Consider the following 25,382-nt stretch of genomic DNA (forward strand, 5'->3'; position numbering starts at 1 on the left):
TTTTGTGCAGGGGTGATGATGCCGGCATCGTGCCGCCTGCGGTTTGCCCCCCCCTATGCAAGCCGCGGCCGCTTGGGCAAATGATGCGGGGGCTGGTGCTGCCAGGTTGAGTCGAACTTCGTCATTTCCTCTTCGAGCCTTTCCAGCATTTTTCCGGGACTGGACTCCGTTATCGCGATGTCCCGCAAAGCGTCTTGCTCACCAAGACTCGCCTTTTGGAAATGTTCCAGAAACGCCCAGACCCGACGCTGCAGAAGCGGCCGCTCAACCTGAAACTCAGGCGTACGGACCAGCTCTCTGATTTTGCCCATCATGGCAACATTCGTCGGATCGATTAACGAGTCCCAGAGGGAAATCCGGGCGGCGCGTTGCGCTTGTGGAACATTGTGCATCCAGTGGTCTATGACCAGATGGCTCGAAGCTCGTCCCAACCAGATGTCCGTACCTGTTTGCCGACGTGCAGCAATCAACCGCCGAAAGTAGACAGGATCGGAAATCAACGTGCCGGTAAGGTTGAAACCTTCCCTGAGTTCAACAGCTTCGGGGATTGATTCGATCCGGGTATAACTCAGATCCAGACGTGCTCGGGGAACCTCGGAGTTCACGCCGTCCGGGAAAGTTTTTATCGCGGTATGGCTCAGGTCAACCTCCAGCAATGCCGACATTGCGCTGAGCGACGGCGCCACAGCGAGTGGGGTGCTGGATAAATTCAAGACCTGGAGTCGCGAAGGACCGCTCTGCATGCCAAGCCCGGGTGGCGGCGCGGATATGCGGGTATGGGACAGATCCAATACTCGCAATTCGGACATCTGGGTCACATCAGGCGGATGTCGCAGTTCGGGATTGTGGTACAGATCAAGCACCTGCAACCGTGACGCCACGGCCACCTCATCCAATCCGAAAGGCAGACGGAGCAAGCCACAGGAACGTGCGCGCAATACCCGTAACCCGGTCATCCCTCGCACTGAAAGATCGGGCCAGATACCACAGTTGATCAGGCTCAACTCTTCCAGCCCGGTCAATGTGGCGAAGTGGTCGAGGCCTGTCGACGACAGCAACAGACTGCTTTCACGAATTTCCAGGACTCTCAACTGTGGGAGCTTGTCGAGTTGGGCAAGCAATTTCTGGCCGTCGATTCTGCGTGTTTGCAAGGTGTCCATGCGCGGGAACATCGACAACAGATCTCCCAGATTCCTAGAGGTGCGTCCCTCCAGGCCAAGAGACACAACAGATCCGAGTCGAATCGAAAAAACCGGAAGGGCGAAATTCCCCCGCGCGCCCAAATCCAGTTTCAACCTGAAGCCGATCAGCCGGCCATCCCGGAAGACTTTCTCCGAACTGTCGCCCTGCCACTTGAACAATCGACGCACGCTGGCACCTATTGCCAGTCGCCGAATGCGCTCGGCACTGCTGTCACCCCTGTAGGCAGTCTCCCACGCAGTGACCTCACGGTTGAGTTGAGGAAACTCAAGCTGTAGCCGTTTGAGCTCCACCTCAGCCGCACCTGCCTCAGCAAATCGGGCAATGAAATCATCGGCATGCTGATCGGTGGAGTCGGCGAAATAGCGTTTTACCTGCGCCCGCGTGGTCGCGTCTGCGACCGCCGCTTGCCCCCGTGAAGGGCCGGAGTCAGTGAGCCAGGGGCGATGAAAGTTGAACGGATTGGCACCTGCAGCCTCATTGCGCTGCATGCCCCCGCGTAAACCAGGAAGGATGGAAACCCAGGTATTGCGCTCGTTCCGGGTAATGGCCAGCGTCTCACCGCCGAGGCTGGCGCGATAAATGTTTGCGCTGTCGGTGGCGCCGGGATGACTGGGATCAACCAGACGCCAGACCTTGTATTCCGGGCGAGACGCAGCAAGATCCTGCAAAACCTGATACGCCTGTTGATCAATGACCACGTAGAGCTTGCCAGCGTGACGTACCACGCCGTCGCTGCCGGGGGCGACGCCGCTGAGATCCAGCCCGCTGCGAAATCCCTGCAAACCCGCAACGGTCAGAGGATCGGTGCGTGCGTTGAAGTCGTTGTGCGGATGCCAGAGGCCGCTGCGGCTATCCCGCAACATCCATGGACCGGTGGGCAGCAACTCGCTGGGGAGTCGAGCGCGATAAAATCCGCTGTCCGGATCCACCCCTACCAGAACGATGCCGCCGCCAGACACATCCACATACTGACGTTTTTTGTACAGCCTGAAGCCGTCACCGTCAGCTGCCGGCAGTCCGGCCGGTGATCGCATTGCGTAACTGTCCAGCGACCTGGCGATGACGGGAGGACTTGGATTGGTGTGCGGCGCAGGGCGAACCTCGACCATCGGCGTCGGCAAGGTCCTGTCCGCGCCGACAACATCGCCCGGCAAGCTGCCCCGCAGCTTCGGATCATCGCCACGAACCCAGGGGGCGGTGCCATTGAGATCGGGAGTGCGCACCAGTGCGAAATCCTTGTCCAGACGTCGGGTCATAGCCGGGTGAACATCCGTGTCCACGCGGGTGCTGCCACTGCGGGGTGGTTTTACTGGCATGTTTTCATCCTTGAAAGTCGTCCCTGGCATTTATCCCAGAGACGATGGGGGGGTGGCATTGCTGTTACAGACGGGTCGAGGTTTGCCGCTTTTGCATCGGCACTGCGTACTCCTGCGAGTTACTCGAACCTGGGACGCTTGGGCAAAGGGTGCAGCGGCTGACTCTGTCGCCCTCCGTCATAGTTGCGGATTTCATTCTCCAGCCTGTCCAGCATTCTCCCGGGACTCGTTTCCGTATAAAGAATGGCGTCGAGCCTGGCCCGCTCGTTGACTTCGGCGCTGTCATACATTTCCAGAAACCACCACACGCGCCGCTGCAGAAGCGGGCGTTCAACGTGAAACTCGGGCGTTCGACTCAGTCGACGAAGAATGCCGGTCACTGCCAGTGGCATTGCGGCGTTATGCCTGTCCCACAGCGCTTGTTTTTCCGCTATCTGTTCCTGTGGCACATTGCGTAGCCAGAGATCGGCAGTTACATCGCTGCTTTCCTGCCCAAGCCAGATATCGGTGCCTGTCTCTACACGTGCTCGTATCAACCGCCGTAAAGAGGCCGGGTCCATTATCGGATTGCCGATGAGATTGAAGCCCGCTCTGAGCTCCACGGATTCGGGGATCGACCTGATGTGATTGTCCGCAAGATTCAGTTCTCTTGCGGGAATCCTGTCGGTAATGCCCTCGGGAAATCTTTGCAATCGTGTATTGGAAAGATCCAGCTCCTGCAGTGCGGTCATGTGTTCGAGTGAGGGGCTGATCGAAAGCGGATTGCCCCCCAGTCTCAACACTTCAAGCTTCGACGCCACGTCGATGGCATCAAGTCCGGAAGGCAGCAGGTGTATTCCGGTGCGGCTCAGATCCAGCACCCGCAGTTCAGTCATGCCTCTGATGTCAGCTGCCACTTGCAAAAAGGTGACTTGCTCCTGATGCCGCATCTGCATGTCCAGGCTGTTCACCGGGGCCTCGAATGTGTTGCAAAGCCATAGCTCGTTTAGCCTGGCAAGGCCTCGTACGGAAAAGTCAGACGTTAGTTCACAGTCCTGAAGGTGCAGCCTTTGCAAACGCGGGAATCTTTTCAATTGCTCGGCAAATCGCGAATCCAGCCTGAATTTCGAATAAGCCCGTTCGATCACGTTCCAGCCTTGAAACCGCCCTTCCACTTCGATTGCCTGACTGGTAATGGTCAGACTTTCAAGATTGGGAAACTGTGCGCAAAACACGTCCGGGTCCAGCCGGCCACGGCCTCTTAAAGTCAGAGAAATCACTGAGCTGAATTTCAAGGAAAGCGGTTTTTGAACTGGCCATATCGTCAGATCGATTTCCAGCTTGAAGCCCACATGCCGCCCGTCACGGTAGACGCGCTGTTCGGGCTGACCTTGCCATAGGTACAACTGGCGAAACGTCGCCCATATATTCCGCGCCTCATGTAACTCCTTGTCCGATGAAATGCGACCTCGACTGATCGGCAGGTCAAAACGCGTCGAGTCCAATTGCGCCAGCCCAAGCTGAATATGCTTGAGCTCAAGCTCTGCCACGTCCTTGTCATCGAACCGGGCGATGAAGGCATCCGCGTCCTCGTCGGTCGTGTCGGGCAGGTACTTGCGGATCTGCTCCCGGGTAGTTGGTTCCACGACTTCACGCGCATACCAAAGTCCGCTGTGCACATCGCGCAGCATCACCGGGCCGGATGGGAGCAACTCGCTTGGCCGCCGGGCTCGATACAGACCCGTCGCAGGATCCACTGCGACAGGCACCAGGTCGCCGTTGACCAAGTCTGCGTAGGTTCGCCGACTGATCACCCGCAAACCCTCACTGTTGACCTGTGGAAGTATCGCTCGGGCGTTGGTGACGTAATTGTCCAGCGAAGGCTGGGTGGCGGGAGGGCGAATACCTTCTGCGAGTGCGCGCACCACAACGGCCGCGGCAGGGGGTATGGCATCCAGGGTCGCATCACTGGATGATTCGGCGCGCGGCAGCAAATGATGCGAAGCAAAATTCACATCGACGCCTGTGCGACCCGGGTGGCCGTGGAGCGAAATGTCGGCGTCCGCAGCCCGATGCGGGCTGCCCGGAACGTCCACGTGGGTACCGCCACCGCGAGGGGGTTTTACTGGCATGTTTTCATCCTTGAAAAAGACGCCCCATGCAGTCGAGCAAGGGGACGACGGGTTTCGGCATCCTGCCGTTTGAAGGGGCAAACGATAGCGTGGACGAGCATCGGACGGAGATGGGAAAGGGAGACGGCCGCAGTGGGAAACGACCTCAAACAGTGTCGGAGCGCGCCCCAGTGATGAGGACTTGCCCCTAGGGCTCGCTCAAGCGGATCTCCAGCCGCCAACGATCATCGACCTCGCTGCCAACCCAGCCGCCCTGCAACGGGCGCGCTGCCAGCACCGTCAGCAATAACCCTCCATCGCTTTTGCGCGTGCGCCAGTTGACGTCCTTGCCGTTGAGCCTGAGCTGGCCCTTCTGCGCCCGACCCTCGGCCTGAAACAGCAGCGCGACGGTGCCATCGATGATCTCGCCGTGCAGTTTCGGCTCGTTGTTGAACCACACCACCAGGCCGCCATCGGTGACCTCGACACGCTCCAGCACGCTTGGATCGGGCGTGGTCAGACGGCCGATCATCAAGCCGATCATCAAGCCGACAATCGCCAGCGAGCCGATGACTCGCGGGAATAGTTTCGAACGGTTGTCCACAGGCGGCGTAGAATGCCGCTCATCTTTACCTTCGGAGCCGTGCATGTTTCACGTCATCCTTTTTCAACCAGAAATTCCGCCGAACACCGGCAACGTTATCAGGCTGTGCGCCAACAGTGGCTGCCACCTGCATTTGATCGAACCACTGGGTTTCGAGATGGACGACAAGCGCCTGCGCCGTGCCGGTCTCGACTACCACGAATATGCCACGTTGCAGCGTCACGCTGACCTGGCCAGCTGTCTGGAAAGTCTGGGTAACCCGCGCGTGTTCGCCTTCACCACCAAGGGCTCGCGGCCGTTCCATGATGCCGCGTTCGTGCCCGGCGACGCGTTTCTGTTCGGCCCGGAAAGCCGTGGCCTGCCGGCGGACGTGCTCGACGCCCTGCCCGCCGAACAGCGCCTGCGCCTGCCGATGCGCGAAGGCTGCCGCAGCCTGAACCTGTCCAACACCGTGGCGGTCGCCGTATACGAAGCGTGGCGGCAGAACGACTTCAAATAGTTTTCGCCTGACCAAAACAATCGCGGGCAAGCCCGCTCCCACAGGAATGTGCAAACCTGTGGGAGCGGGCTTGCCCGCGATGCGTATCCGAGCCTTTATTGAACGGTCGGGGTCTCGCCGCTTTCCTGCATGCGCTGCAGCTCTTGCGCGTACAGGGCGTCGAAGTTCACCGGGGCCAGCATCAGCGCCGGGAACGAACCGCGGGTGACCAGGCTGTCCAGGGTTTCGCGGGCGTACGGGAACAGGATGTTCGGGCAGAATGCACCGAGGGTGTGGCTCATCGAAGCCGCGTCCAGATTCTTGATCAGGAAGATACCGGCCTGTTGCACTTCAGCGATGAAGGCCACTTCTTCACCGTTTTTCACGGTAACGGAAAGGGTCAGCACCACCTCGTAGAAATCGCCTTCCAGCGCTTTCTGGCGGGTGTTCAGATCCAGACCGACCGCCGGATCCCACTGCTGGCGGAAGATCGCCGGGCTTTTCGGGGCTTCGAAGGACAGGTCGCGTACGTAGATGCGCTGCAAGGAGAATTGCGGTGCGGTTTCTTCTTCGCTGGCTGCAGTGTTCTGTTGGTCAGTCATCTCAGATCCTTATCGATCTTGGGTCTTTTAGGGAGTGCTGTACGTGGGTGCAGCCGTTCAGCCCTTGAGCAGCGCGTCGAGTTTGCCGGCGCGCTCCAGGGCGTATAAATCATCGCAACCGCCGATGTGCTTTGCGCCGATCCAGATTTGCGGTACGGACGTGCGCCCGGCCTTTTTGGTCATTTCGGCACGCAGCTGCGGCTTGCCATCGACCTTGATCTCTTCGAAGGCCACGCCTTTGCTGGCGAGCAGATGCTTGGCGCGCGAGCAGTAAGGGCAGTAATCGCTGGAATAGACGATGACTTCGCTCATGTCATTTCACCAGCGGCAGGTTGTCGCCTTTCCAGCTGGAAATCCCGCCGGACAGCTTGGCGGCGGTGAAGCCGGACTTCATCAGTTCGCGGGCGTGGGTGCCGGCGGTCTGGCCGAGGGCATCGACCAGAATGATGGTCTTGGCCTTGTGTTTTTCCAGCTCGCCGACGCGGGCGGCCAGTTTGTCTTGCGGGATGTTCACCGCGCCGACGATGTGGCCAGCGGCATAATCCTTGGCCGGACGGATGTCCACCACCACGCCTGCGTCTTTATTGACCAGTGCGGTCAGTTCGCCGGTGCTCAGGCTCTTGCCGCCGCCCTGCATCGTGTGCGCCAGCAACAGAGCCAGAAGTACGACGAAGATACCGACAAGAATGTAGTGGTTAGTGGCAAATTCAATCAGGTGAGCAACCATCGAAGGAGGTTCCAGGGCGTTAAAATGTCGGCCAGTATACACAGCCACTATGGTCGGCCAAACCCCGTCCGGCGGTGACGCGGTCGGAACTTCGCTTTAAACTCCAACTCCGTTTTCCATCGCCCTCTTCTTTATCAGCCACGAGTGGATTCCATGACGACTACGCCCAAACCTTTGGTCCTGATGATTCTCGACGGCTTCGGTCACAGCGACAGCCCCGAATCCAATGCCGTGTTCGCGGCGAAGAAACCTGTGCTGGATCGTCTGTGGGCCACCGTGCCGAACGGCTTGATCTCGGGCAGCGGCATGGACGTCGGTCTGCCGGACGGCCAGATGGGCAACTCCGAAGTCGGCCACATGAACCTCGGCGCCGGGCGCGTGGTGTATCAGGACTTCACCCGTGTGACCAAAGCGATCCGCGACGGCGAATTCTTCGAAAACCCGACCATCTGCGCCGCTGTGGATAAAGCCGTGGCCGCCGGCAAAGCCGTGCATTTCATGGGCCTGCTGTCCGACGGCGGCGTGCACAGCCACCAGGATCACCTGATCGCCATGGCCGAACTGGCCTTCAAGCGCGGCGCCGAAAAAATCTACCTGCACGCCTTCCTCGACGGCCGCGACACGCCGCCGAAAAGCGCTGCCTCGTCGATCGAACTGCTCGACGCGACTTTCCAGGCCTTGGGCAAAGGCCGGATCGCCAGCATCATCGGCCGCTATTTCGCCATGGACCGTGACAACCGTTGGGATCGCGTCGCCCAGGCCTACAACCTGATCGTCGACGGCAACGGCGAATTCAACGCCGCCACCGCTCAGGAAGGTCTCGAAGCCGCCTACGCCCGTGGCGAAAGCGACGAATTCGTCAAAGCCACTTCCATCGGTGAGCCGGTGAAAGTTGAAGACGGCGACGCCGTGGTGTTCATGAACTTCCGTGCAGACCGCGCACGCGAGCTGACCCGGGTGTTCGTCGAAGACGATTTCAAGGAATTCGCGCGCGCCCGCCAGCCAAAACTGGCCGGTTTCGTCATGCTTACCCAGTACGCCGCAAGTATTCCGGCACCGTCGGCCTTCGCCGCCGGCAGCCTGGAAAACGTTCTTGGTGATTACCTGGCAAAAAACGGCAAGACCCAGCTGCGCATCGCTGAAACCGAGAAGTACGCTCACGTGACCTTCTTCTTCTCCGGCGGTCGTGAAGAACCGTTCCCGGGCGAAGAGCGCATCCTGATCCCGTCGCCGAAAGTCGCTACTTATGACTTGCAGCCGGAAATGAGCGCGCCGGAAGTCACCGACCGTATCGTCGACGCGATCGAAAACCAGCGTTACGACGTGATCGTGGTCAACTACGCCAACGGCGATATGGTCGGCCACAGCGGTGTGTTCGATGCGGCGGTAAAAGCGGTCGAGTGCCTGGACACCTGCGTCGGTCGCATCGTTGAAGCGCTGGAAAAGGTCGGCGGCGAAGCACTGATCACCGCCGACCACGGCAACGTCGAGCAAATGGCCGATGAATCCACCGGTCAGGCGCACACCGCGCACACCACCGAGCCGGTGCCGTTCATCTACGTCGGCAAACGCGACCTGAAAGTGCGCGAAGGCGGCGTGCTGGCGGACGTAGCGCCGACCATGCTGATGCTGCTGGGTCTGGAAAAACCGGCGGAGATGACCGGTACCTCGATCCTGGTCTGAGCCGAATCCGGAAAACACCGCAAAAACCCTGTGGGAGCTGGCTTGCCAGCGATAGCAATCTGACAGCCAGCATTTATGTTGAATGTGCAGCCGCCATCGCTGGCAAGCCAGCTCCCACAGTGGTTTGTGCTGGGTTCGAAGATTATTTTCAGCTGTATCTCCAGCCAGTTATCACACAGCCCCAATTGGGCGTTTTTTTTGCAGCCTCGGGCGGGCATACTAGGCCGTCCCTTACCCTGGTGCCGCCCGCCCCTATGCTTCGCGTCCTGATCGCCCTTGCTCTGACCTGTCTGCTCCAGCCGGCCTTCGCCGACGAGCGCGCGCAAACCCAACAGCAGTTGGAGGCCACGCGTCAGGATATCGCCGAGCTGAAAAAACTCTTGGGCAAGCTGCAGGAAGAAAAGTCCGGCGTGCAGAAAGAGCTCAAGGGCACTGAAACCGAGATGGGCAAGCTGCAGAAGCAGGTCGACGCGCTGCAGAAAGAACTGCAGAAAAGCGAATCCGAGCTACAGCGGCTCGATGCAGAGAAAAAAAAACTCCAGAGCGCGCGCACTGAACAGCAGCGACTGATCGCCATTCAGGCCCGAGCGGCGTACCAGAACGGCCGCCAGGAATACCTTAAGCTGCTGCTCAACCAGCAGAATCCCGAGAAATTCGCCCGCACCCTCACCTATTACGACTACCTGAGCCAGGCACGCCTGGAGCAGTTGAAGAACTTCAACGAAACCCTGCGCCAGCTGGCCAATGTCGAAAAAGACATCGGTCTGCAGCAAGCGCAGTTGCTGGTGCAGAAAAGCGACCTCGACACGCAGCGCGAAGCACTCGAGAAAGTCCGCAAGGAGCGCCAGCAGGTTCTCGCCAGACTCAATGACGACGTCAAGGCCCGCGACCAGAAACTCGCCGCCCGCGAGCAGGATCAGGCAGACCTGTCTAAAGTCCTTAAAACCATTGAAGAAACCCTGGCCCGACAGGCTCGTGAGGCAGAAGAGGCGCGGCAGAAAGCGCTGATCGCCCAGCAGGAAGCGGAAAAAAAGCGTTTGCGTGAGGCGCAGGCTGAAAACAGCGACGCCCCACGAAAACCCGCCAGATCAAGCCCCGGCGCGCTGGTATCGAGCAGCGGCGAAACGTTTGGCGGGCCTTTTGCTGCAACGCGGGGAAAACTTCCGTGGCCGGTTGATGGTCGATTACTCGCACGCTTCGGTGAAAGCCGTGGCGACGACGCCCGCACCAAGTGGGATGGCGTGATGATCAGCGCCTCCGCCGGCAGCCAGGTGCACGCCGTACACGGCGGGCGCGTGGTGTTCGCCGATTGGCTGCGCGGTGCCGGTTTGCTGGTGATTCTTGATCACGGCAACGGTTTTCTGAGTCTTTACGGCCACAACCAGACGCTGCTCAAGTCGGCGGGTGATGTGGTCAAGGCGGGCGAGTCGATTTCCACTGTCGGTAACAGTGGCGGTCAGGACACGCCAGCGCTGTATTTCGCAATTCGTCAGCAGGGTCACCCGAGTGATCCGGCGCAATGGTGTCGTGCGCAAGGATAAGCGCACCACCTAATTCAGGAGTTCGTTCGACATGCTGCATTTGTCCCGCCTTACCTCGCTGGCCCTGACGATCGCCCTGGTGATCGGCGCGCCTCTGGCGTTCGCCGCGCAACCGGCCCCGACCGTCGCTCCGGCAGGCACTGCCGCGACCGCCAAGGCGCCGTTGCCACTGGAAGAGCTGCGCACCTTCGCCGAGGTCATGGACCGGATCAAAGCCGCGTACGTCGAGCCTGTGGACGACAAGACCCTGCTGGAAAACGCGATCAAGGGCATGCTCAGCAACCTTGATCCGCACTCGGCGTACCTTGGCCCTGAAGATTTCACCGAGCTGCAGGAAAGCACCAGCGGTGAGTTCGGCGGCCTGGGCATCGAAGTCGGCGCCGAAGACGGCTTCATCAAGGTTGTCTCGCCGATTGATGACACGCCAGCGTCGAAGGCGGGCATCCAGGCGGGTGACTTCATCGTCAAGATCAACGGCCAGCCAACCCGTGGCCAGACCATGACCGAAGCCGTCGACAAGATGCGCGGCAAGATCGGCCAGAAAATCACCCTGACCCTGGTTCGCGATGGCGGCACGCCGTTCGACGTGACACTGGCCCGTGCAGTGATTCAGGTCAAGAGCGTCAAGGCGCAGCTGCTGGAATCGGGCTACGGCTACATCCGCATCACCCAGTTCCAGGTCAAGACCGGCGAAGAAGTCTCCAAGGCTCTGGCCAAACTGCGCAAGGACAACGGCAAGAAGCTCAACGGCATCATCCTCGACCTGCGCAACAACCCGGGTGGTGTGCTGCAATCGGCGGTTGAAGTGGTCGACCATTTCATCACCAAGGGCCTGATCGTCTACACCAAGGGCCGCATTGCCAACTCCGAGTTGCGCTTTTCCGCCACCGGCAAGGACGAGAGCGAAGCGGTACCGATGGTCGTGCTGATCAACGGTGGCAGTGCCTCGGCTTCGGAGATCGTCGCCGGCGCCCTGCAGGACCAGAAACGTGCCGTGGTCATGGGCACCACCAGTTTCGGCAAGGGCTCGGTGCAGACCGTGCTGCCGCTGAACAACGACCGCGCGCTGAAGATCACCACCGCGCTGTACTTCACGCCGAACGGCCGCTCGATCCAGGCTCAGGGCATCGTGCCGGACATCGAAGTGCGCCGCGCGAAGATCACCAACGAAGCCGACAGCGAATACTTCAAGGAAGCCGATCTGCAAGGTCACTTGGGCAACGGCAACGGCGGCGCCGACAAACCGAGCGGCTCCGGCGGCAAGGCCAAAGCGATGCCGCAGGATGACGATTACCAGTTGGCCCAGGCCCTGAGCCTGCTCAAAGGCCTGAGCATCACGTCCGGCCGCTGAGGATGTTGCTGCGTTCCCTCTGCGTTCTGTTGTGCTGTCTGGCGGGTCTTGCCCAAGCAGAGCCCGCCAGTTCCTCGCCGCACAAGGCCTACCTGACACTGATCATCGATGACCTGGGGCAGAACCTGCCCCGGGATCGTCGCGTGCTCGCCCTGCCCGGCCCGGTCACGGCGGCGATCATGCCCGATACCCCCCACGCCACGGAATTTGCCCGCGAAGCTCATCGCGCCGGCAAGATCGTCATCCTGCACATGCCCATGGACCCGGCCACCGGGCCTTACGCCTGGCACCCGGAACTGCCCCTCGAAGAACTGCAGAAACGCCTGAATGCTGCGTTCGAAAAAGTCCCGTTCACTGCCGGCATCAACAATCACATGGGCAGCCGCATGACCGCGCAGCCTGCGGCGATGGCGTGGTTGATGGGCGAATTGCAGCGTCGGCACAAGTTCTTCGTCGACAGCCGCACCAGCGCGCAGACCGTCGCTGCGCAGCAGGCGCAGAAAATCGACCTGGCCAGCGTTTCCAGAGACGTGTTTCTCGATGATGAGCGCACCGAAGCGGCCATTGCCACTCAGCTACAGACCGCAATCGCCTTGGCGCACAAACAGGGTTCAGCGGTGATGATCGGCCATCCGTATCCGCAGACCCTGGCGGTGCTGGAGCGCGAATTACCCAAGCTCAAAGCGCAGGGCATCGACTGGATCGATATCAGGCAGATGATCAGCGTGCGCAGCAACCGCGCCATGGCTGGCCATGGCAAGGATGGCGTTTACCGGTAACACCCGGTCACGTTGCAATACATAGTTACCACCGAACGCCCCTCCCCCTTCCGGATAGTGAGACCTGCAACAGGTCGCGACTCCTTTGAGTCGCTTGCAACTATCAGGAGTGCCCATGACAAACAACGCCCCGATTATCCCGCCCGTTGGGCGGACTGAACCGATCCGCATCGATAACCTGCTGATCAACTTCACAACAGAATTTCTGCGCATCTGGGATACCAACGGTTTGTCGGCCAGACCCGCGTCGTTCTGGCGCCCGACCCCGGCTCCCGACGCGCTGCCCGGTTACTTCCCCTTGGGCGACTTCGTCACCAGAGGCGTTGGCAACATCAACGGTGAACGCGTGGTCGCGGTTGTTTGTGAGGCAGACATTGCCAGCAATGCCCCCACCAAAGGCAGGGCACTGCGACGTCCCGATGATTACGAGCTGGTCTGGAAGGACTCCGGATCAGGCTCGAAAAGAGATCTGTCGATCTGGCGACCGCTAGCTCCCGCAGGCTACGTAGCGCTGGGGTCGGTGTGCTCGAACGATCATGAAAAACCTTCGCTCAACGCGGTGCGCTGCGTTCGGGAAGACCTGGTGATCGCGTCGAATACCACCGATCTGATCTGGGACGACAAGGGCAGCAAGGCCCGACAGCGCGTCAGCACCTGGAGCGCCGTTCCTCCAGCCGCTTTGCCGGGCGAAGTCTATTTGGCATCGGGGAGTTTTTTCAGCCTGAGTGACTACAGCCGACCGGCCAGTTTCCCGGTCTACTGCTTGCGCTTGCAGATCGGCCTGCAGATGTCTACACGTCCATCGCCACCGGTGCTCTGCGGCGAGACGCCAACACCTGTAGAGCCAACGGACGATGCGACTTACACCGCCAGCCTCCCCTGGTTCACGGTCAACGATCCGCGTTACACCGCCGCTGAGCAATGGCGTCACTCGCCCTTCTATCTGCTTGAACGCAAGGATCGCTACATCCTCGTCGGTCACGCACGCAACAGTGGCAACGACAGCCAGATATTCAGGTGGAATGCGCAGCGCGCCCAGCGTACTGGCGGCTTGCGTACTTTCACCCAGACCACATCCATCGAATTCGGCGCCCAATGGCAAACCCGACAGCACGGCGCGCTGATGTTTTCCGCACGGCTGGGCCACGATTTCACCCAATGCGAACTGCATTCGAATGAATGGCTCAATACTGCGACCATCGAAGTGGTTGCGGTGGTGGACAAAAACCGCTCCGTGGCGGCTTATCTGGCGCAGAGCGAATACAACCTGGTGCGCGCAGACGGCACGGCAGTGACGGAGGGTTTCAGCTACACCGATGGCAATAGCCTGCACATCAGCCAGTACGCACCTACCGAGCCTGCAATCATCGTCGCTTCGGAGCCAGAGGCGGTCGAAGATCAGACTGTGCTTGTGCCTGCGACCGAGGGCGAAATCAGCACCTCCCTGCCAGAGCCCGAGGAGTCAGCCGTTACAGATAGCGCGCCATGATTTCATCGACCACGCCTTCCTTGCGCAACTGATCCAGCGCGGTCTGTAGCCTGTTGACCACCTCATCGGAGACGTCCTTGTTCAGCGCCAGATACAACTCGGCGCTGTTGAAGCGCAGCACGGTCTTCAGGCCGGTCACGCCATCCTGCCGCGCCAGATAACGGCCGGCAGGATCACCCGTGGCCCACAGATCGATCTGGCCATTGAGCAGTTTTTTTGCGTTGTCCTGATCGCGCAGCACTACTACCGGTTTGAGGCCTTGCTTGGTGAGCGTCTCGGCAATCGCATCGCCCTTGTAGGCGCCGATCTTGTATTTGCGCGCATCATTGAGGGTTTCGAGGGTGATCTTGCTGTCAGCCTTGGCCAGCAGGATCCAGTCGTCCGGGCCGATTGGGCCGACCCATTTGAACAGTCTTTCGCGATCGGGCAGGCGCGCCATGACGAAGGCCCCGTAGCCGGGATTCTCCAGGGCGAGTTTGTAGACACGCTCCCAGGGGAAACGCAGGGTCAGGCTGTAAGTGAGGCCGGCGCGCTGGAACATCTCGCGAACGATGTCCGTGGCAATGCCGTTGATGTTGTCGCCCTGGGCGAAATTCTTGCCGTTCTTCGCCATGTTGTACGGCGGGAAGTTCTCGGTGAGCAGTACCAGATCGGTGTCGGGACTGGTTTCGGCCCGGGCATTGCTGATGAGCAACAACGAGGCGCTGGCGAGAACAACAAGCAGGCGTTTGATCATGTCGGGCTACCGGAATCCATGGCGTGCCCAAGAGTGCCTTGGGCGCGCCATGCTGTCCACTGGCCTGTACGCTTTAGCGCATGACGATGCCGCGATGCGACATGTAGGCCTTGGCTTCCTGCACAGTGTATTCGCCGAAGTGGAAAATACTCGCCGCCAGCACCGCACTGGCATGACCTTCGAGAATGCCATCGGCCAGATGCTGCAGATTGCCGACACCACCGGAAGCGATCACCGGAATGCCCAGCGCGTCGCTGATGGCGCGGGTCACGCCGAGGTCGAAACCGTTTTTCATGCCGTCCTGATCCATACTGGTCAGGAGGATCTCGCCGGCACCGAGGCCTTCCATTTTCTTCGCCCACTCGACTGCGTCGAGACCGGTCGGCTTGCGCCCGCCGTGGGTGAAGATTTCCCAGCGCGGGGTTTCGCCGGGACCGGAAACTTTCTTGGCGTCGATGGCAACGACGATGCACTGCGAGCCGAAATGCTGCGCGGCCTCGCCGACGAACTCGGGGTTGAACACGGCGGCGGTGTTGATCGACACCTTGTCCGCGCCGGCATTGAGCAGATTGCGGATGTCTTGCACGGTACGCACACCACCGCCGACGGTCAGCGGGATGAATACCTGGCTGGCCATGCGCTCGACGGTATGCAGCGTGGTGTCACGGCCATCGACGCTGGCGGTGATGTCGAGAAAGGTAATCTCGTCGGCGCCCTGCTCGTCGTAGCGACGGGCAATTTCCACCGGGTCACCGGCGTCGCGGATGTTCTCGAACTTCACGCCTTTGACGACCCGGCCGTTGTCCACGTCCAGGCAAGGGATGATGCGTTTGGCTAACGCCATGGGCTTAATCTCCGATTAAGAGTTGCAAGCTTCAAGCTACTAGCTGCAGGAAAGAGCCGATCGCGGTCGAGTTTCTAACTTGCAGCTTGCAGCTTACAACTTGGAGCTGGCCGCGTAGCCATCACAAAAAGCTTGAGCCTCTGCAACATCCAAAGTGCCCTCATAGATCGCGCGGCCCGTGATCGCGCCGATGATGCCCGGTGCCTTGGCGTCGAGCAGCGACTTGATGTCACCCAGGTTATGGATGCCGCCGGAAGCGATCACCGGAATCCTGGTGGCAGCGGCCAGCGCAGCGGTGAACGGTACGTTGCAGCCCTGCATCATGCCGTCTTTGGCGATGTCGGTATAAACGATCGAGGATACGCCGTCGGCTTCGAACTGCTTGGCCAGGTCGATGACCTGTACGGTGCTGATTTCCGCCCAACCGTCGGTGGCAACGAAGCCGTCTTTGGCATCCAGACCCACGATGATCTTGCCTGGGAACGCACGGCAGGCTTCAGCGACGAACGCGGGATCCTTAACGGCTTTGGTGCCGATGATCACGTAGCTCACGCCTGCCTTGACGTAATGCTCGATGGTTTCCAGCGAACGAATGCCGCCACCGATCTGGATCGGCAGGGTCGGGTAACGCTTGGCGATTGCGGTAACCACTTCGCCGTTGACCGGCTGGCCTTCGAACGCGCCGTTCAAGTCGACCAGATGCAGACGGCGGCAACCGCCCTCCACCCACTTGGCAGCCATGCTCACCGGGTCATCGGAGAACACCGTGGAATCTTCCATGCGGCCCTGGCGCAGACGTACGCAGGCACCGTCTTTGAGATCGATAGCGGGAATAATCAGCATCTGGCAAACCTTAAAATTGGAATGTTCAGCTTGGCTCGGGAATCAGTTTTTCTCGAGCGCCCACAGGTCGCTTTCGATGCTTTCAAACCGTTCCTTGAGGTGGGTCTGCACATCGAAAATCGCCCTGTTGTAATAGTGCGGAGCAATCTCGCGGGTAAACAGCTCAAGAATTTCCGCCGCTTCGAACGAACCCAGGTCCAGTTCGAAACGGTCTTCCATGAACCGCTGGATCTTGCGATTGGCCTCGCTCTCCTGCTCGGGAGTGAGGGTCAGGATCGGCGGTCTGGATTTCTTGACAGCCATTTACCAGCGACCGTCCCACGCAGCGAAGTTCTGCAGCAGTTGCAAGCCGTGGGTATGGCTTTTCTCCGGGTGGAACTGCACGGCGAAACGCGAACCGTCGGCCAGCGCTGCGGCGAAATCGACACCGTAATGGCCGCTGCCTACAACCTGACGCGCATTGGCGGCGGCGATGTAGTAGCTGTGCACGAAATAGAAACGCGCCAGGTCGGGGATGTCGTGCCACAGCGGGTGACTGATCTTCTGCTTTACCTCGTTCCAGCCCATGTGCGGGACTTTGAGGTGCTCGCCGTCTTCGTGCAGATCCTTGCCGAAGAATTTCACCGCGCCCGGAAACAGGCCGATGCAGTCGACGCCGGCGTTCTCTTCGCTGGTATCGAGCAAGGCTTGCATGCCGACGCAGATGCCGAGGAACGGCCGATCCTGGCTGACCTCACGGACCAGCGAGTCGAAGCCGAGGCGACGGATCTCCGCCATGCAATCGCGAATCGCGCCAACGCCCGGGAATACCACACGGTCGGCTTCTCGAATCACGTTCGCGTCGCTGGTAATCAGCACCTTGCCGGCGCCGACGTGCTCAAGAGCCTTGGCCACCGAGTGCAGATTGCCCATGCCGTAGTCGATAACTGCAACCGTCTGCATTACAAAACGCCTTTGGTCGACGGCATTTGCCCGGCCATGCGTTCGTCCAGCTCGACGGCCATGCGCAGGGCGCGGCCGAAAGCCTTGAACACGGTTTCGATCTGGTGGTGAGTGTTGGTGCCGCGCAGGTTGTCGATGTGCACACTGACCAGCGCGTGGTTGACGAAGCCCTGGAAGAATTCCTGGAACAGGTCAACGTCAAAACCACCGACGGTGGCGCGGGTGTACGGCACGTGCATCTGCAGGCCCGGGCGACCGGAGAAATCGATCACCACGCGCGACAGCGCTTCATCGAGCGGCACGTAGGCATGGCCGTAGCGACGGATGCCTTTCTTGTCGCCGATGGCTTTGGCGAACGCCTGGCCGAGGGTGATACCGACGTCTTCCACCGTATGGTGGTCGTCGATATGCAGATCGCCCTTGCATTCGATATCCAGGTCGATCAACCCGTGACGGGCGATCTGATCCAGCATGTGCTCAAGAAAAGGTACACCGATATCGAATCGGGCCTTTCCGGTGCCATCAAGGTTGATCGAGGCTTTGATCTGGGTTTCCAGAGTGTCGCGCTCGACAGACGCCTTACGTTCGGCCATCACCAGCTCCGCAAAATCATTGGGCGAAAAAGGCAGCCATTATAGGCACGCAGGAGGCAAACAGAAACACGAGAGGTGAGATGCCTGACGGATAGAACGCCCGGCTGTCGCGGGTAGACATGTCCATACAAGCCATTACAGGCATGCCAGAAACAAATGTGGGAGCGAGCCTGCTCGCGAATGCGGCAGGCCAGCCAACATTGATGTCGACCGGTGCTCCGTCTTCGCGAGCAGGCTCGCTCCCACAGGTTCGGCGTTTATTCAGCTAACACCTTAGTGAAACAGTACCGCCGTCTTCTGCAGGGTCACCCACACACCCCACGCCAACGGAATACCCACCAACAGCCATGCCGCGATCGCCAGAGGCTTGGTGCCCGGCGCCGCTTTCCACTCCAGAACGGTGCTGGCGTCAGCACCTTTGTCGTGGCCCAGCGCCTGTTCGGCGGCCAGTTCAGCGTCGGTCATGAAGTACTTGTCGGCCACCGGGCGCACCATCAGATTGCACAGAAAGCCCAGAACCAGCAGGCCGGCGAGGATGTACAGGGTGATGTCGTAAGCGGCAGCGCGTTCCACGCCGATGCTCAACTGATATTCACGCAGGTAGTTCACCAGCACCGGACCGAGCACACCGGCAGCGGCCCAGGCAGTCAGCAGACGACCGTGGATCGCACCGACCATCTGTGTACCGAACAGGTCGGCCAGATACGCCGGAACGGTGGCAAAACCACCGCCGTACATCGACAGGATGATGCAGAACGCCGCCACGAACAGCGCAACGTTGCCCAGATGGCCCATGTTCGGAATCAGCGCGTACAGGGCAAAACCCAGCGCGAAGAACACGAAGTAGGTGTTCTTGCGGCCCAGGTAGTCGGAGAACGAGGCCCAGAAGAAGCGGCCACCGATGTTGAACAGGCTCAGCAGACCAGTGAAGCCCGCTGCGATCGCCGCGATCGAGGCCAGTTGGCCAGCGTCGAGCTGACCGAACGGCACATCGACGCCCAGCAGTTTGCCGCCGAACACTTCCTGCAACAGTGGCGAAGCCATGCCGAGGATACCGATACCCGCCGACACGTTCAGGCACAGCACCAGCCAGACCAGACGGAATTGCGGAGTTTTCCAGGCTACATTCACGTGGACGTGACGGTTGGTGATCATGGCGTTGGAAGCTTTCTTCGCCGGAGCGGTCCAGCCTTCAGGCTTCCAGCCGGTTGGCGGCACGCGGTAGGACAATGCGCCACCGATCATGAACACGAAGTAAATGGCCGCCATGGCCACGAAGCTCTGCCATACGCCCACGCCTTCTGGCGATGCGAAGTGGCTCATCAGTGCAGTCGCCAACGGTGCACCGACCATCGCGCCGCCACCGAAGCCCATGATCGCCATGCCGGTTGCCATGCCGCGCTTGTCCGGGAACCACTTGATCAGGGTCGACACCGGCGAGATATAGCCCAGGCCCAGACCGATACCGCCGATCACGCCGGAGCCGATCCACATCAGCCAGATCTGGTGGGTATAGATACCCAGCGCGGAAATCAGCAGACCGCCGCACCAGCACAAGGCCGAGACCACGCCCGCTTTACGAGGCCCGGCGTGTTCCAGCCAGCCACCCCAGATCGCTGCCGAGCAGCCGAGGAAGATGAAGAACAGCGTGTAGATCCAGCCGAGCATGGAGATCGGCCAGTCGCAGTTCGACGAAAATACCTGTGCGATGAAGCTCATGTCCGGCGCGCAAGCCACCGGCGCGGTAACGCCCAGCGCCTTGGACAGCGGCAACCAGAACACCGAGAAGCCGTAGGCCATGCCGATGCACAGGTGAATGGCCAAAGCGGCCGGTGGAACCAGCCAACGGTTGAAACCGGGCTTGGCGATGATGCGTTCCTTGGACAGGAACGCAGGCTGGTCGGCTTTGAGGCCGTCCGCCGTGATGCTCGTGCTCATTGTGTATCCCCCAATTGTTAGTATGGTTCGCCAGCCACTGCTCACCCTCGGCCTTATGCACGCAGGCATGACCGTTTTTTTAGGTGAAGCTCCTTGAAGGCGCGACGTTAAGTCGCAGACGGGCGGACGAACTGGCGAAGGTTACCATTCTCAGGTGACAGAAAAACCAAACTGATATCACCTTTTTTCAAGTCATCTGTTCTCGTACGACTCGGGAAGCCGCCAACCCCGCGTCTGCAAAGGCACCACGCCGCTTGCTACTTGTCCCATTTATGCGTGCGAAAAGTTACCCGTCGTCTGGGCGTGACTGAACGACGGGTGAACCAAGCGCAAAAAATGGCGTCGCAAGCGGGGGCCGGATTGCGCCCTCTGGCGCCCGCCGGGCATCCTCAAGCGCAGGCCCTGTGGCGAAGTTGCAGGTGCCGCCGCCGACCCTCGGCAGATGACGCCACACCGAACCGGGCGCCGGCAGCGCTATACTCCCCGGCCATATGACCAATTCGACTAACTACAAGGACTCGCCCATGAAAGCGTTCGGCAAAATCCTGGGTCTGGTACTTCTCGGGCTGTTGCTGATCATTGTGGCGGCAGGCTTTGCCCTGACCCACCTCTTCGATCCCAACGACTATAAAGACGAGATCCGCCAGATTGCCCGCGACAAGGCCCACATCGAGCTGACGCTCAATGGCGATATCGGCTGGAGCCTGTTCCCGTGGCTTGGTCTGGAACTGCACGAAGCCAGCGTCGCCACCCTGGCCAAGCCTGCCGAACCGTTTGCCGACTTGCAGATGCTCGGCCTGTCCGTGCGCGTGCTGCCGTTGTTGCGCCGCGAAGTGCAGATGAGCGACGTGCGCGTCGAAGGCCTCAACCTGCGCCTGAACCGCGACAAGAACGGCCACGGCAACTGGGAAGACATCGGCAAGGTGCCTGTGGCGCCTGGCTCGACTCCACCCGCCACACCGGGCGCGACCACCAGCGAGCCGACCGTCGCCGTGGAAAAACCGGCGCAGCCGATCCGCCTCGACATCGACAGTCTGACCGTCAACAACGCCCGCGTTGAATACAACGATGAGCTGACCGGCAAGCAGTTCAGTGCCGAAAGCATTCAGTTGAGCACCGGCCCGGTGCACGACTCGACCAATATCCCGGTAAAAGCCACCGCGTTCCTCGGCACCAACCAACCGGTGCTGCGCGTGCGCACCGAGCTCAACGGCGAGCTGCGCTTCGAGCGCGCCCTGCAACGCTACAAGTTCGAAGACTTGAAGCTGACCGGCGAACTCGCTGGCGATCCGCTGCAAGGCAAAACCATGACCTTCTCCGCTCAAGGGCAGTTATTGCTGGATAAAGCAGCGAACGTCGCCGAATGGACCGGCATCAAAATTTCCGCCAACCAGTTGCGCGCCCTGGGCGAGTTGAAAGCCAACGACCTCGACAAGACGCCACAGATCAGCGGCGGCATTTCCATCGCCCAGTTCGATTTGGCGAAATTCGTCGACAGTATCGGCCAGACACTGCCGGCGATGGGCGAAGGCAGCCTGAGCAAGGTCGAACTGGTCAGCCGCGTTGCGGCCACCCCGACCAGCCTGTCGTTCGACAACATCAACCTGAAACTCGATGACAGCAGCTTCAGTGGCCGCATCGCCGTCGAGGACTTCGCCAAACAGTCGCTGCGCGCGATTCTCAAGGCCGACACGTTCAACGTCGACCGCTACCTGCCACCGAAATCGGCTCAGGCCAACAGCGCCACGCAAACCCGTCAGGCCGAAGTCGCCAGCACCGAGGCCGGCGCCGTCGCAGGCACCACGCCGCTGCCGGACAAACCGAGCAAAACCGCCTGGAGCACCGAGCGCCTGCTGCCGGTCGAGCGCCTGGCCAAACTCGACGTCGATGCCGACCTGACCTTCGGCCAACTGACCCTCGACAAGCTGCCGATCCAGAACGCCGCGCTCAAAGCCACCGGCCAGGGCGGCTTGCTGACGCTGACTAACCTGAGCGGTGATCTGTACAACGGCGGCTTCGTCGCCAACGGCACACTCGACGTGCGCCCAAGCGCGCCAGTGCTGAACCTGCAGACCCGGCTCAACCGCGTGCCGGCGGAAAAAATCATCGAAAGCCAAGGCAAAAATCCGCCGGTCAAAGGGCTGGTGACGCTGACCAGCAGCCTCACCGGCAGCGGCAACAGCCAACAGGCGCTGATCGACACGCTCAACGGCAACGCCAGTTTCGTCATCAACAACGGCGTGCTGCTCAACGCCAATCTCGAACAGCAATTGTGCAAAGGCATCGCCACCCTCAACCGCAAGACCCTTAGCGGCGAGCCTCGGGGCAAGGACACGCCGTTCGAGGAGCTCAAGGGCAACCTGACCGTGCGCAACGGCGTCGCCAGCAACCCCGACCTGAAAGTGCGCATCCCCGGCATGACCGTCAACGGTGACGGCGACATAGACCTGCGCGTGCTCGGCATGGATTACCGCGTCGGCATCATCGTCGAGGGCGATACCAGCGCCATGCCCGACCCGGCCTGTCAGGTCGGCGAGAAGTTCGTCGGCATCGAGTGGCCGCTGCGCTGCCGTGGCCCGCTGGAACTGGGCGCCAAGGCCTGCCGTGTCGACAATGACCGTCTTGGTCAGGTCGCCAGCAAAATGGCCGGCAACAAACTCAGCGAAAAGATCGACGAGAAACTGGGCGACAAAGTCAGTCCGGAACTGAAAAACGCATTGAAGGGGCTGTTCAAGCGATGACAGCGGAGCAGTTTTCCACGGCGGTGCTGGAATGGTTCGACCGCCATGGCCGCCACGATTTGCCGTGGCAGCAGGACATCAATCCATACCGGGTCTGGGTGTCCGAGATCATGTTGCAGCAGACTCAGGTCAGCACCGTGCTCAACTATTTCGAGCGTTTCATGGCGGCGCTGCCAACAGTCGAAGCGCTGGCCGAAGCGCCGGAAGACGAGGTGCTGCACCTCTGGACCGGGCTGGGTTACTACACTCGCGCACGCAATCTGCAGAAGACCGCGAAGATCGTCGTCAGCCAGTACGCTGGCGAATTCCCGCGCGACGTGGAAAAACTCACCGAGCTGCCGGGCATCGGCCTGTCCACCGCCGGGGCGATCGCCAGCATCAGCATGGGCCTGCGCGCGCCGATCCTCGACGGCAACGTCAAACGCGTGCTGGCGCGCTTCACTGCGCAAGAGGGCTACCCTGGCGAGCCAAAAGTGGCCAAACAGCTCTGGGCCAACGCCGAGCGTTTCACCCCGCACGATCGGGTCAACGCCTACACACAGGCGATGATGGATCTCGGCGCCACACTCTGCACGCGCAGCAAGCCGAGCTGTCTGCTGTGCCCGCTCAAGCGTGGCTGTGAAGCGCACATACTTGGTCTGGAAACACGTTATCCGATTCCCAAGCCACGCAAGGCCATCCCGCAGAAACGCACGCTGATGCCGATGCTCGCCAACGGCGAAGGCGCGATTCTGCTTTACCGCCGCCCGTCAACAGGACTGTGGGGCGGATTGTGGAGCCTGCCGGAACTGGATGATCTGGAAGATCTGCAGCATCTGGCCGATCAACACTCGCTGACCATGGGCCAGCAGCAGGCGCTGCCGAACCTCATTCACACCTTCAGCCACTTCCAGTTGTCCATCGAACCGTGGCTGGTTCAGGTGCAGGAAGCCAGCCATCACGTGGCCGAGGCCGACTGGCTCTGGTATAACCTCGCCACCCCGCCGCGCCTGGGCCTTGCTGCCCCGGTCAAGACCTTGCTCGAACGCGCGGCCGCCGTATTGAATGCAGGAGAGTCGCCATGACCCGCACCGTAATATGCCGCAAGTACAAAGAAGAACTGCCCGCGCTGGAGCGCGCCCCTTTCCCGGGCGCCAAGGGCCAGGACATTTTCGACCACGTCTCGGCCAAGGCCTGGGCCGACTGGCAGAAACACCAGACCCTGCTGATCAACGAAAAGCGCCTGAACATGATGAACGCCGACGATCGCAAATACCTGCAGGGCGAAATGGACAAGTACTTCTCCGGCGAGGAATACGCCAAGGCCGAAGGCTACGTGCCGCCAGCCGAATAACCCGCAGATTTCGTAAGCGACGGAATTAATTTAAGAAATCTTCAAAAAGTCGTTGACGTAAATCCGAAAAACCCTTTTAATGCGCCCCGTTGCCCAGATAGCTCAGTCGGTAGAGCAGGGGATTGAAAATCCCCGTGTCGGCGGTTCGATTCCGTCTCTGGGCACCAAATACCGAAAACCCTGAATCGCAAGATTCAGGGTTTTTTTATGCCTGCGATTTGACCCCCCTCCTCTCTTCCCCCTTCGATACACCCGGATTCCAGCTGTACTGGAAAAAACCCGAAATCTGTATCTCTCCGTGTAGATGGCGTTTCGCCAATACTTCAAGCAAGCCTTGGCGAGCCAATGACTGGCTCCACTTTGCGCCCCGCAACACTCTGGGTTTCTGTAGCCCTCAGAGCGCAAAACCTGATTTTTTGAATCGATCGGCGTCGCCCGCAAGGTCACTTCCTGTCCAGCAAAAAAATCTGAACCCAACCCACAGGCGGACTGCAGTTACTGCTTTTCAAACATTCCAGGATGAATGCTGGCGCCCCCGTGCGCCCGGCAAAAGAGCGAAACGGACGACGTATGATCAAGCAACTCATCAATGAAGACAGTTATGTGCAGATCGGCGATCTTTGCAGCGCAACGATCCAGCTGAAAATCGAAGGACTGAATCCCGCCGGCTCCATCAAGCTGAAGACCGCGCACGCGCTGATCACTGATCTTGAAGTCCGCGGACTGATCAACCACAAGACCCGCCTTATCGAATCCTCATCGGGGAATCTGGGCGTTGCGCTGGCCATGGTCTGCGCCGCCAAGGGCTACAAGTTCGTTTGCGTAATCGACCCGAATATTTCCGCGCCGAACCGCAAGCTGATTCACGCCCTTGGCGCGCAAATGCTCATGGTCGATCAGCGTGACGAGAACGGCGGTTACCTGAATTCGCGGATTCGCCTGATCGAACAACTGGTCGCTGACAACGCCGACTACATCTGGCTCAACCAGTACAAGAATCCGACCAACCCCCTCGCCCACTATCAAGCGACTGCCAGGTCCATCGCGCGCAAGTTTCCCCAGGTGGATTACCTGTTCGTCGGCGCGGGCACCACCGGCACGCTGATGGGCTGCAAGAACTACTTCGCCGAACATCATCCGCAGACCAAAGTCATTGCCGTCGATACCGTCGGCTCGGTGACGTTCGGCCTGCCGGGCGGCACGCGCCATATCCCGGGGCTCGGCACCAGCCGCCTGCCGGAGATATTCGAGTCGTCGGGCATTCACGACTTCCTGTCGATTCCCGAGGAACAGACGATCAAGGTCTGCCGTTGGCTGGCGCAACGCTACGGCCTGCTCTTCGGCGGCTCCACCGGCACTGTGCTCGCCGGCATCCGCCAGTGGGCGCCGCATATCCGGCCCGACGATGTCGTGGTGGCGATCTCCCCCGACATGGGTGAGCGCTATCTCGAAACCATCTACTCCGACGACTGGGTCACCCAGCGGATCGGCGCAACCGCACTGCAGCCCCTTTTCCCTGAAATCGCTTTGGCACTCTCGGCGTAATCCT

The 25,382-nt window shown here is 60.3% G+C and carries 23 protein-coding genes, 1 tRNA gene and 1 pseudogene; 12 read left to right on the plus strand and 13 right to left on the minus strand.

Annotated elements, in window-relative coordinates; all coding sequences use genetic code 11:
• Nucleotides 1-53: 53 nt before the first annotated feature.
• The 3 genes from J2Y39_RS20110 to J2Y39_RS20120 form a co-directional block, all read right to left on the minus strand.
• Nucleotides 54-2,519 carry a hypothetical protein gene (locus J2Y39_RS20110; RefSeq protein WP_310219349.1) on the minus strand — a complete coding sequence of 822 codons (2,466 nt, stop codon included), beginning with the start codon at nucleotides 2,517-2,519 and terminating at the stop codon, nucleotides 54-56.
• 119 nt (nucleotides 2,520-2,638) lie between these two features.
• Entirely contained in the window at nucleotides 2,639-4,630 is a 1,992-nt protein-coding gene (locus J2Y39_RS20115) for a leucine-rich repeat domain-containing protein (protein WP_310219350.1), read from the minus strand.
• 187 nt (nucleotides 4,631-4,817) lie between these two features.
• Nucleotides 4,818-5,258, minus strand: coding sequence for a hypothetical protein (locus tag J2Y39_RS20120; RefSeq protein ID WP_310219352.1), 441 nt, complete (start codon nucleotides 5,256-5,258; stop codon nucleotides 4,818-4,820).
• On the opposite strand from J2Y39_RS20120, the gene J2Y39_RS20125 reads away from it, so the two are divergent.
• Nucleotides 5,257-5,712, plus strand: coding sequence for a tRNA (cytidine(34)-2'-O)-methyltransferase (locus tag J2Y39_RS20125; protein ID WP_016772113.1), 456 nt, complete (start codon nucleotides 5,257-5,259; stop codon nucleotides 5,710-5,712). The two genes, J2Y39_RS20120 and J2Y39_RS20125, sit on opposite strands and share 2 nt — an antisense overlap.
• Before the next feature lie 95 nt (nucleotides 5,713-5,807).
• On the opposite strand, the gene secB is transcribed toward J2Y39_RS20125, so the two are convergent.
• Genes secB through J2Y39_RS20140 form a run of 3 tightly spaced genes read right to left on the minus strand, consistent with a single transcriptional unit; the run spans nucleotide 5,808 to nucleotide 7,020 of the window.
• Nucleotides 5,808-6,293 carry a protein-export chaperone SecB gene (gene secB, locus J2Y39_RS20130; protein ID WP_016772114.1) on the minus strand — a complete coding sequence of 162 codons (486 nt, stop codon included), beginning with the start codon at nucleotides 6,291-6,293 and terminating at the stop codon, nucleotides 5,808-5,810.
• Nucleotides 6,294-6,350: 57 nt separating this feature from the next.
• Nucleotides 6,351-6,605 carry a glutaredoxin 3 gene (gene grxC / locus J2Y39_RS20135; RefSeq protein ID WP_016772115.1) on the minus strand — a complete coding sequence of 85 codons (255 nt, stop codon included), beginning with the start codon at nucleotides 6,603-6,605 and terminating at the stop codon, nucleotides 6,351-6,353.
• Nucleotide 6,606: 1 nt separating this feature from the next.
• Nucleotides 6,607-7,020, minus strand: coding sequence for a rhodanese-like domain-containing protein (locus tag J2Y39_RS20140; protein ID WP_016772116.1), 414 nt, complete (start codon nucleotides 7,018-7,020; stop codon nucleotides 6,607-6,609).
• Nucleotides 7,021-7,173: 153 nt separating this feature from the next.
• On the opposite strand from J2Y39_RS20140, the gene gpmI reads away from it, so the two are divergent.
• The 5 genes from gpmI to J2Y39_RS20165 all read left to right on the plus strand — a co-directional run bounded on the left by gpmI (nucleotide 7,174) and on the right by J2Y39_RS20165 (nucleotide 13,863).
• Nucleotides 7,174-8,703 carry a 2,3-bisphosphoglycerate-independent phosphoglycerate mutase gene (gene gpmI / locus J2Y39_RS20145; protein ID WP_016772117.1) on the plus strand — a complete coding sequence of 510 codons (1,530 nt, stop codon included), beginning with the start codon at nucleotides 7,174-7,176 and terminating at the stop codon, nucleotides 8,701-8,703.
• Nucleotides 8,704-8,957: 254 nt separating this feature from the next.
• Entirely contained in the window at nucleotides 8,958-10,244 is a 1,287-nt protein-coding gene (locus J2Y39_RS20150) for a murein hydrolase activator EnvC (RefSeq protein WP_150637972.1), read from the plus strand.
• Between the two features lie 31 nt (nucleotides 10,245-10,275).
• Nucleotides 10,276-11,595, plus strand: coding sequence for a S41 family peptidase (locus J2Y39_RS20155; RefSeq protein WP_039756590.1), 1,320 nt, complete (start codon nucleotides 10,276-10,278; stop codon nucleotides 11,593-11,595).
• Between the two features lie 2 nt (nucleotides 11,596-11,597).
• Nucleotides 11,598-12,374, plus strand: coding sequence for a divergent polysaccharide deacetylase family protein (locus tag J2Y39_RS20160; protein ID WP_252883016.1), 777 nt, complete (start codon nucleotides 11,598-11,600; stop codon nucleotides 12,372-12,374).
• Nucleotides 12,375-12,489: 115 nt separating this feature from the next.
• Entirely contained in the window at nucleotides 12,490-13,863 is a 1,374-nt protein-coding gene (locus tag J2Y39_RS20165; RefSeq protein WP_310219355.1) for a Vps62-related protein, read from the plus strand.
• On the opposite strand, the gene J2Y39_RS20170 is transcribed toward J2Y39_RS20165, so the two are convergent.
• From J2Y39_RS20170 to J2Y39_RS20200, 7 genes are all read right to left on the minus strand, one after another.
• Nucleotides 13,844-14,599: an ABC transporter substrate-binding protein gene (locus J2Y39_RS20170; RefSeq protein ID WP_252879264.1), complete on the minus strand. Its 756-nt coding sequence runs from the start codon at nucleotides 14,597-14,599 to the stop codon at nucleotides 13,844-13,846. The genes J2Y39_RS20165 and J2Y39_RS20170 overlap by 20 nt on opposite strands.
• Before the next feature lie 73 nt (nucleotides 14,600-14,672).
• Nucleotides 14,673-15,443 carry an imidazole glycerol phosphate synthase subunit HisF gene (hisF, locus tag J2Y39_RS20175; RefSeq protein WP_016772122.1) on the minus strand — a complete coding sequence of 257 codons (771 nt, stop codon included), beginning with the start codon at nucleotides 15,441-15,443 and terminating at the stop codon, nucleotides 14,673-14,675.
• Between the two features lie 93 nt (nucleotides 15,444-15,536).
• Nucleotides 15,537-16,286: a 1-(5-phosphoribosyl)-5-[(5-phosphoribosylamino)methylideneamino]imidazole-4-carboxamide isomerase gene (gene hisA / locus J2Y39_RS20180; RefSeq protein WP_076565146.1), complete on the minus strand. Its 750-nt coding sequence runs from the start codon at nucleotides 16,284-16,286 to the stop codon at nucleotides 15,537-15,539.
• Nucleotides 16,287-16,328: 42 nt separating this feature from the next.
• Nucleotides 16,329-16,589 carry a DUF2164 domain-containing protein gene (locus J2Y39_RS20185; RefSeq protein ID WP_056787227.1) on the minus strand — a complete coding sequence of 87 codons (261 nt, stop codon included), beginning with the start codon at nucleotides 16,587-16,589 and terminating at the stop codon, nucleotides 16,329-16,331.
• Nucleotides 16,590-17,228, minus strand: coding sequence for an imidazole glycerol phosphate synthase subunit HisH (gene hisH, locus J2Y39_RS20190; RefSeq protein WP_056787225.1), 639 nt, complete (start codon nucleotides 17,226-17,228; stop codon nucleotides 16,590-16,592). It lies immediately after the preceding gene.
• Nucleotides 17,228-17,821 carry an imidazoleglycerol-phosphate dehydratase HisB gene (gene hisB / locus J2Y39_RS20195; protein ID WP_016772125.1) on the minus strand — a complete coding sequence of 198 codons (594 nt, stop codon included), beginning with the start codon at nucleotides 17,819-17,821 and terminating at the stop codon, nucleotides 17,228-17,230. The genes hisH and hisB overlap by 1 nt, the downstream gene beginning before the upstream one ends.
• Before the next feature lie 273 nt (nucleotides 17,822-18,094).
• Complete coding sequence (locus tag J2Y39_RS20200) at nucleotides 18,095-19,759, minus strand: OFA family MFS transporter (RefSeq protein ID WP_252868633.1); 1,665 nt, start codon at nucleotides 19,757-19,759, stop codon at nucleotides 18,095-18,097.
• 228 nt (nucleotides 19,760-19,987) lie between these two features.
• Here J2Y39_RS20200 and J2Y39_RS20205 point away from each other — a divergent pair.
• The 6 genes and pseudogenes from J2Y39_RS20205 to sbnA form a co-directional block, all read left to right on the plus strand.
• Nucleotides 19,988-20,205, plus strand: a pseudogene (locus tag J2Y39_RS20205) (acetyl-CoA sensor PanZ family protein); the annotation flags it as partial.
• A 78-nt stretch (nucleotides 20,206-20,283) separates the two neighbouring features.
• Nucleotides 20,284-22,500 carry an AsmA family protein gene (locus tag J2Y39_RS20210; RefSeq protein ID WP_310219358.1) on the plus strand — a complete coding sequence of 739 codons (2,217 nt, stop codon included), beginning with the start codon at nucleotides 20,284-20,286 and terminating at the stop codon, nucleotides 22,498-22,500.
• Complete coding sequence (mutY, locus tag J2Y39_RS20215) at nucleotides 22,497-23,564, plus strand: A/G-specific adenine glycosylase (protein WP_310219359.1); 1,068 nt, start codon at nucleotides 22,497-22,499, stop codon at nucleotides 23,562-23,564. The genes J2Y39_RS20210 and mutY overlap by 4 nt, the downstream gene beginning before the upstream one ends.
• A complete protein-coding gene (locus tag J2Y39_RS20220) occupies nucleotides 23,561-23,833 on the plus strand; it encodes an oxidative damage protection protein (protein WP_095181067.1) in 273 nt (90 codons plus the stop codon). Before mutY ends, J2Y39_RS20220 begins: the two co-directional genes overlap by 4 nt.
• 91 nt (nucleotides 23,834-23,924) lie before the next feature.
• Nucleotides 23,925-24,000: transfer RNA gene (locus J2Y39_RS20225), tRNA-Phe, on the plus strand.
• 403 nt (nucleotides 24,001-24,403) lie between these two features.
• Nucleotides 24,404-25,378, plus strand: coding sequence for a 2,3-diaminopropionate biosynthesis protein SbnA (gene sbnA, locus J2Y39_RS20230; RefSeq protein ID WP_310219360.1), 975 nt, complete (start codon nucleotides 24,404-24,406; stop codon nucleotides 25,376-25,378).
• Nucleotides 25,379-25,382 lie beyond the last annotated feature (4 nt).

Origin of the sequence: Pseudomonas sp. 2957 (assembly GCF_031456345.1) — a bacterium.
Taxonomy (GTDB): Bacteria; Pseudomonadota; Gammaproteobacteria; order Pseudomonadales; family Pseudomonadaceae; genus Aquipseudomonas; species Aquipseudomonas siliginis.

What these genes read in the sequence shown, in the direction of transcription:
- J2Y39_RS20220 (WP_095181067.1), top strand. Translation starts at nt 23,561, where the DNA reads ATGACCCGCACCGTAATATGCCGCAAGTACAAAGAAGAACTGCCCGCG.
- J2Y39_RS20165 (WP_310219355.1), top strand. Translation starts at nt 12,490, where the DNA reads ATGACAAACAACGCCCCGATTATCCCGCCCGTTGGGCGGACTGAACCG.
- hisA (WP_076565146.1), bottom strand. Translation starts at nt 16,286, where the DNA reads ATGCTGATTATTCCCGCTATCGATCTCAAAGACGGTGCCTGCGTACGT.
- secB (WP_016772114.1), bottom strand. Translation starts at nt 6,293, where the DNA reads ATGACTGACCAACAGAACACTGCAGCCAGCGAAGAAGAAACCGCACCG.
- grxC (WP_016772115.1), bottom strand. Translation starts at nt 6,605, where the DNA reads ATGAGCGAAGTCATCGTCTATTCCAGCGATTACTGCCCTTACTGCTCG.
- J2Y39_RS20140 (WP_016772116.1), bottom strand. Translation starts at nt 7,020, where the DNA reads ATGGTTGCTCACCTGATTGAATTTGCCACTAACCACTACATTCTTGTC.
- hisB (WP_016772125.1), bottom strand. Translation starts at nt 17,821, where the DNA reads ATGGCCGAACGTAAGGCGTCTGTCGAGCGCGACACTCTGGAAACCCAG.
- J2Y39_RS20210 (WP_310219358.1), top strand. Translation starts at nt 20,284, where the DNA reads ATGAAAGCGTTCGGCAAAATCCTGGGTCTGGTACTTCTCGGGCTGTTG.
- sbnA (WP_310219360.1), top strand. Translation starts at nt 24,404, where the DNA reads ATGATCAAGCAACTCATCAATGAAGACAGTTATGTGCAGATCGGCGAT.
- J2Y39_RS20185 (WP_056787227.1), bottom strand. Translation starts at nt 16,589, where the DNA reads ATGGCTGTCAAGAAATCCAGACCGCCGATCCTGACCCTCACTCCCGAG.
- hisF (WP_016772122.1), bottom strand. Translation starts at nt 15,443, where the DNA reads ATGGCGTTAGCCAAACGCATCATCCCTTGCCTGGACGTGGACAACGGC.
- mutY (WP_310219359.1), top strand. Translation starts at nt 22,497, where the DNA reads ATGACAGCGGAGCAGTTTTCCACGGCGGTGCTGGAATGGTTCGACCGC.
- J2Y39_RS20170 (WP_252879264.1), bottom strand. Translation starts at nt 14,599, where the DNA reads ATGATCAAACGCCTGCTTGTTGTTCTCGCCAGCGCCTCGTTGTTGCTC.
- gpmI (WP_016772117.1), top strand. Translation starts at nt 7,174, where the DNA reads ATGACGACTACGCCCAAACCTTTGGTCCTGATGATTCTCGACGGCTTC.
- J2Y39_RS20160 (WP_252883016.1), top strand. Translation starts at nt 11,598, where the DNA reads ATGTTGCTGCGTTCCCTCTGCGTTCTGTTGTGCTGTCTGGCGGGTCTT.
- J2Y39_RS20120 (WP_310219352.1), bottom strand. Translation starts at nt 5,258, where the DNA reads ATGCACGGCTCCGAAGGTAAAGATGAGCGGCATTCTACGCCGCCTGTG.
- J2Y39_RS20155 (WP_039756590.1), top strand. Translation starts at nt 10,276, where the DNA reads ATGCTGCATTTGTCCCGCCTTACCTCGCTGGCCCTGACGATCGCCCTG.
- hisH (WP_056787225.1), bottom strand. Translation starts at nt 17,228, where the DNA reads ATGCAGACGGTTGCAGTTATCGACTACGGCATGGGCAATCTGCACTCG.
- J2Y39_RS20125 (WP_016772113.1), top strand. Translation starts at nt 5,257, where the DNA reads ATGTTTCACGTCATCCTTTTTCAACCAGAAATTCCGCCGAACACCGGC.
- J2Y39_RS20110 (WP_310219349.1), bottom strand. Translation starts at nt 2,519, where the DNA reads ATGCCAGTAAAACCACCCCGCAGTGGCAGCACCCGCGTGGACACGGAT.
- J2Y39_RS20115 (WP_310219350.1), bottom strand. Translation starts at nt 4,630, where the DNA reads ATGCCAGTAAAACCCCCTCGCGGTGGCGGTACCCACGTGGACGTTCCG.
- J2Y39_RS20200 (WP_252868633.1), bottom strand. Translation starts at nt 19,759, where the DNA reads ATGAGCACGAGCATCACGGCGGACGGCCTCAAAGCCGACCAGCCTGCG.
- J2Y39_RS20150 (WP_150637972.1), top strand. Translation starts at nt 8,958, where the DNA reads ATGCTTCGCGTCCTGATCGCCCTTGCTCTGACCTGTCTGCTCCAGCCG.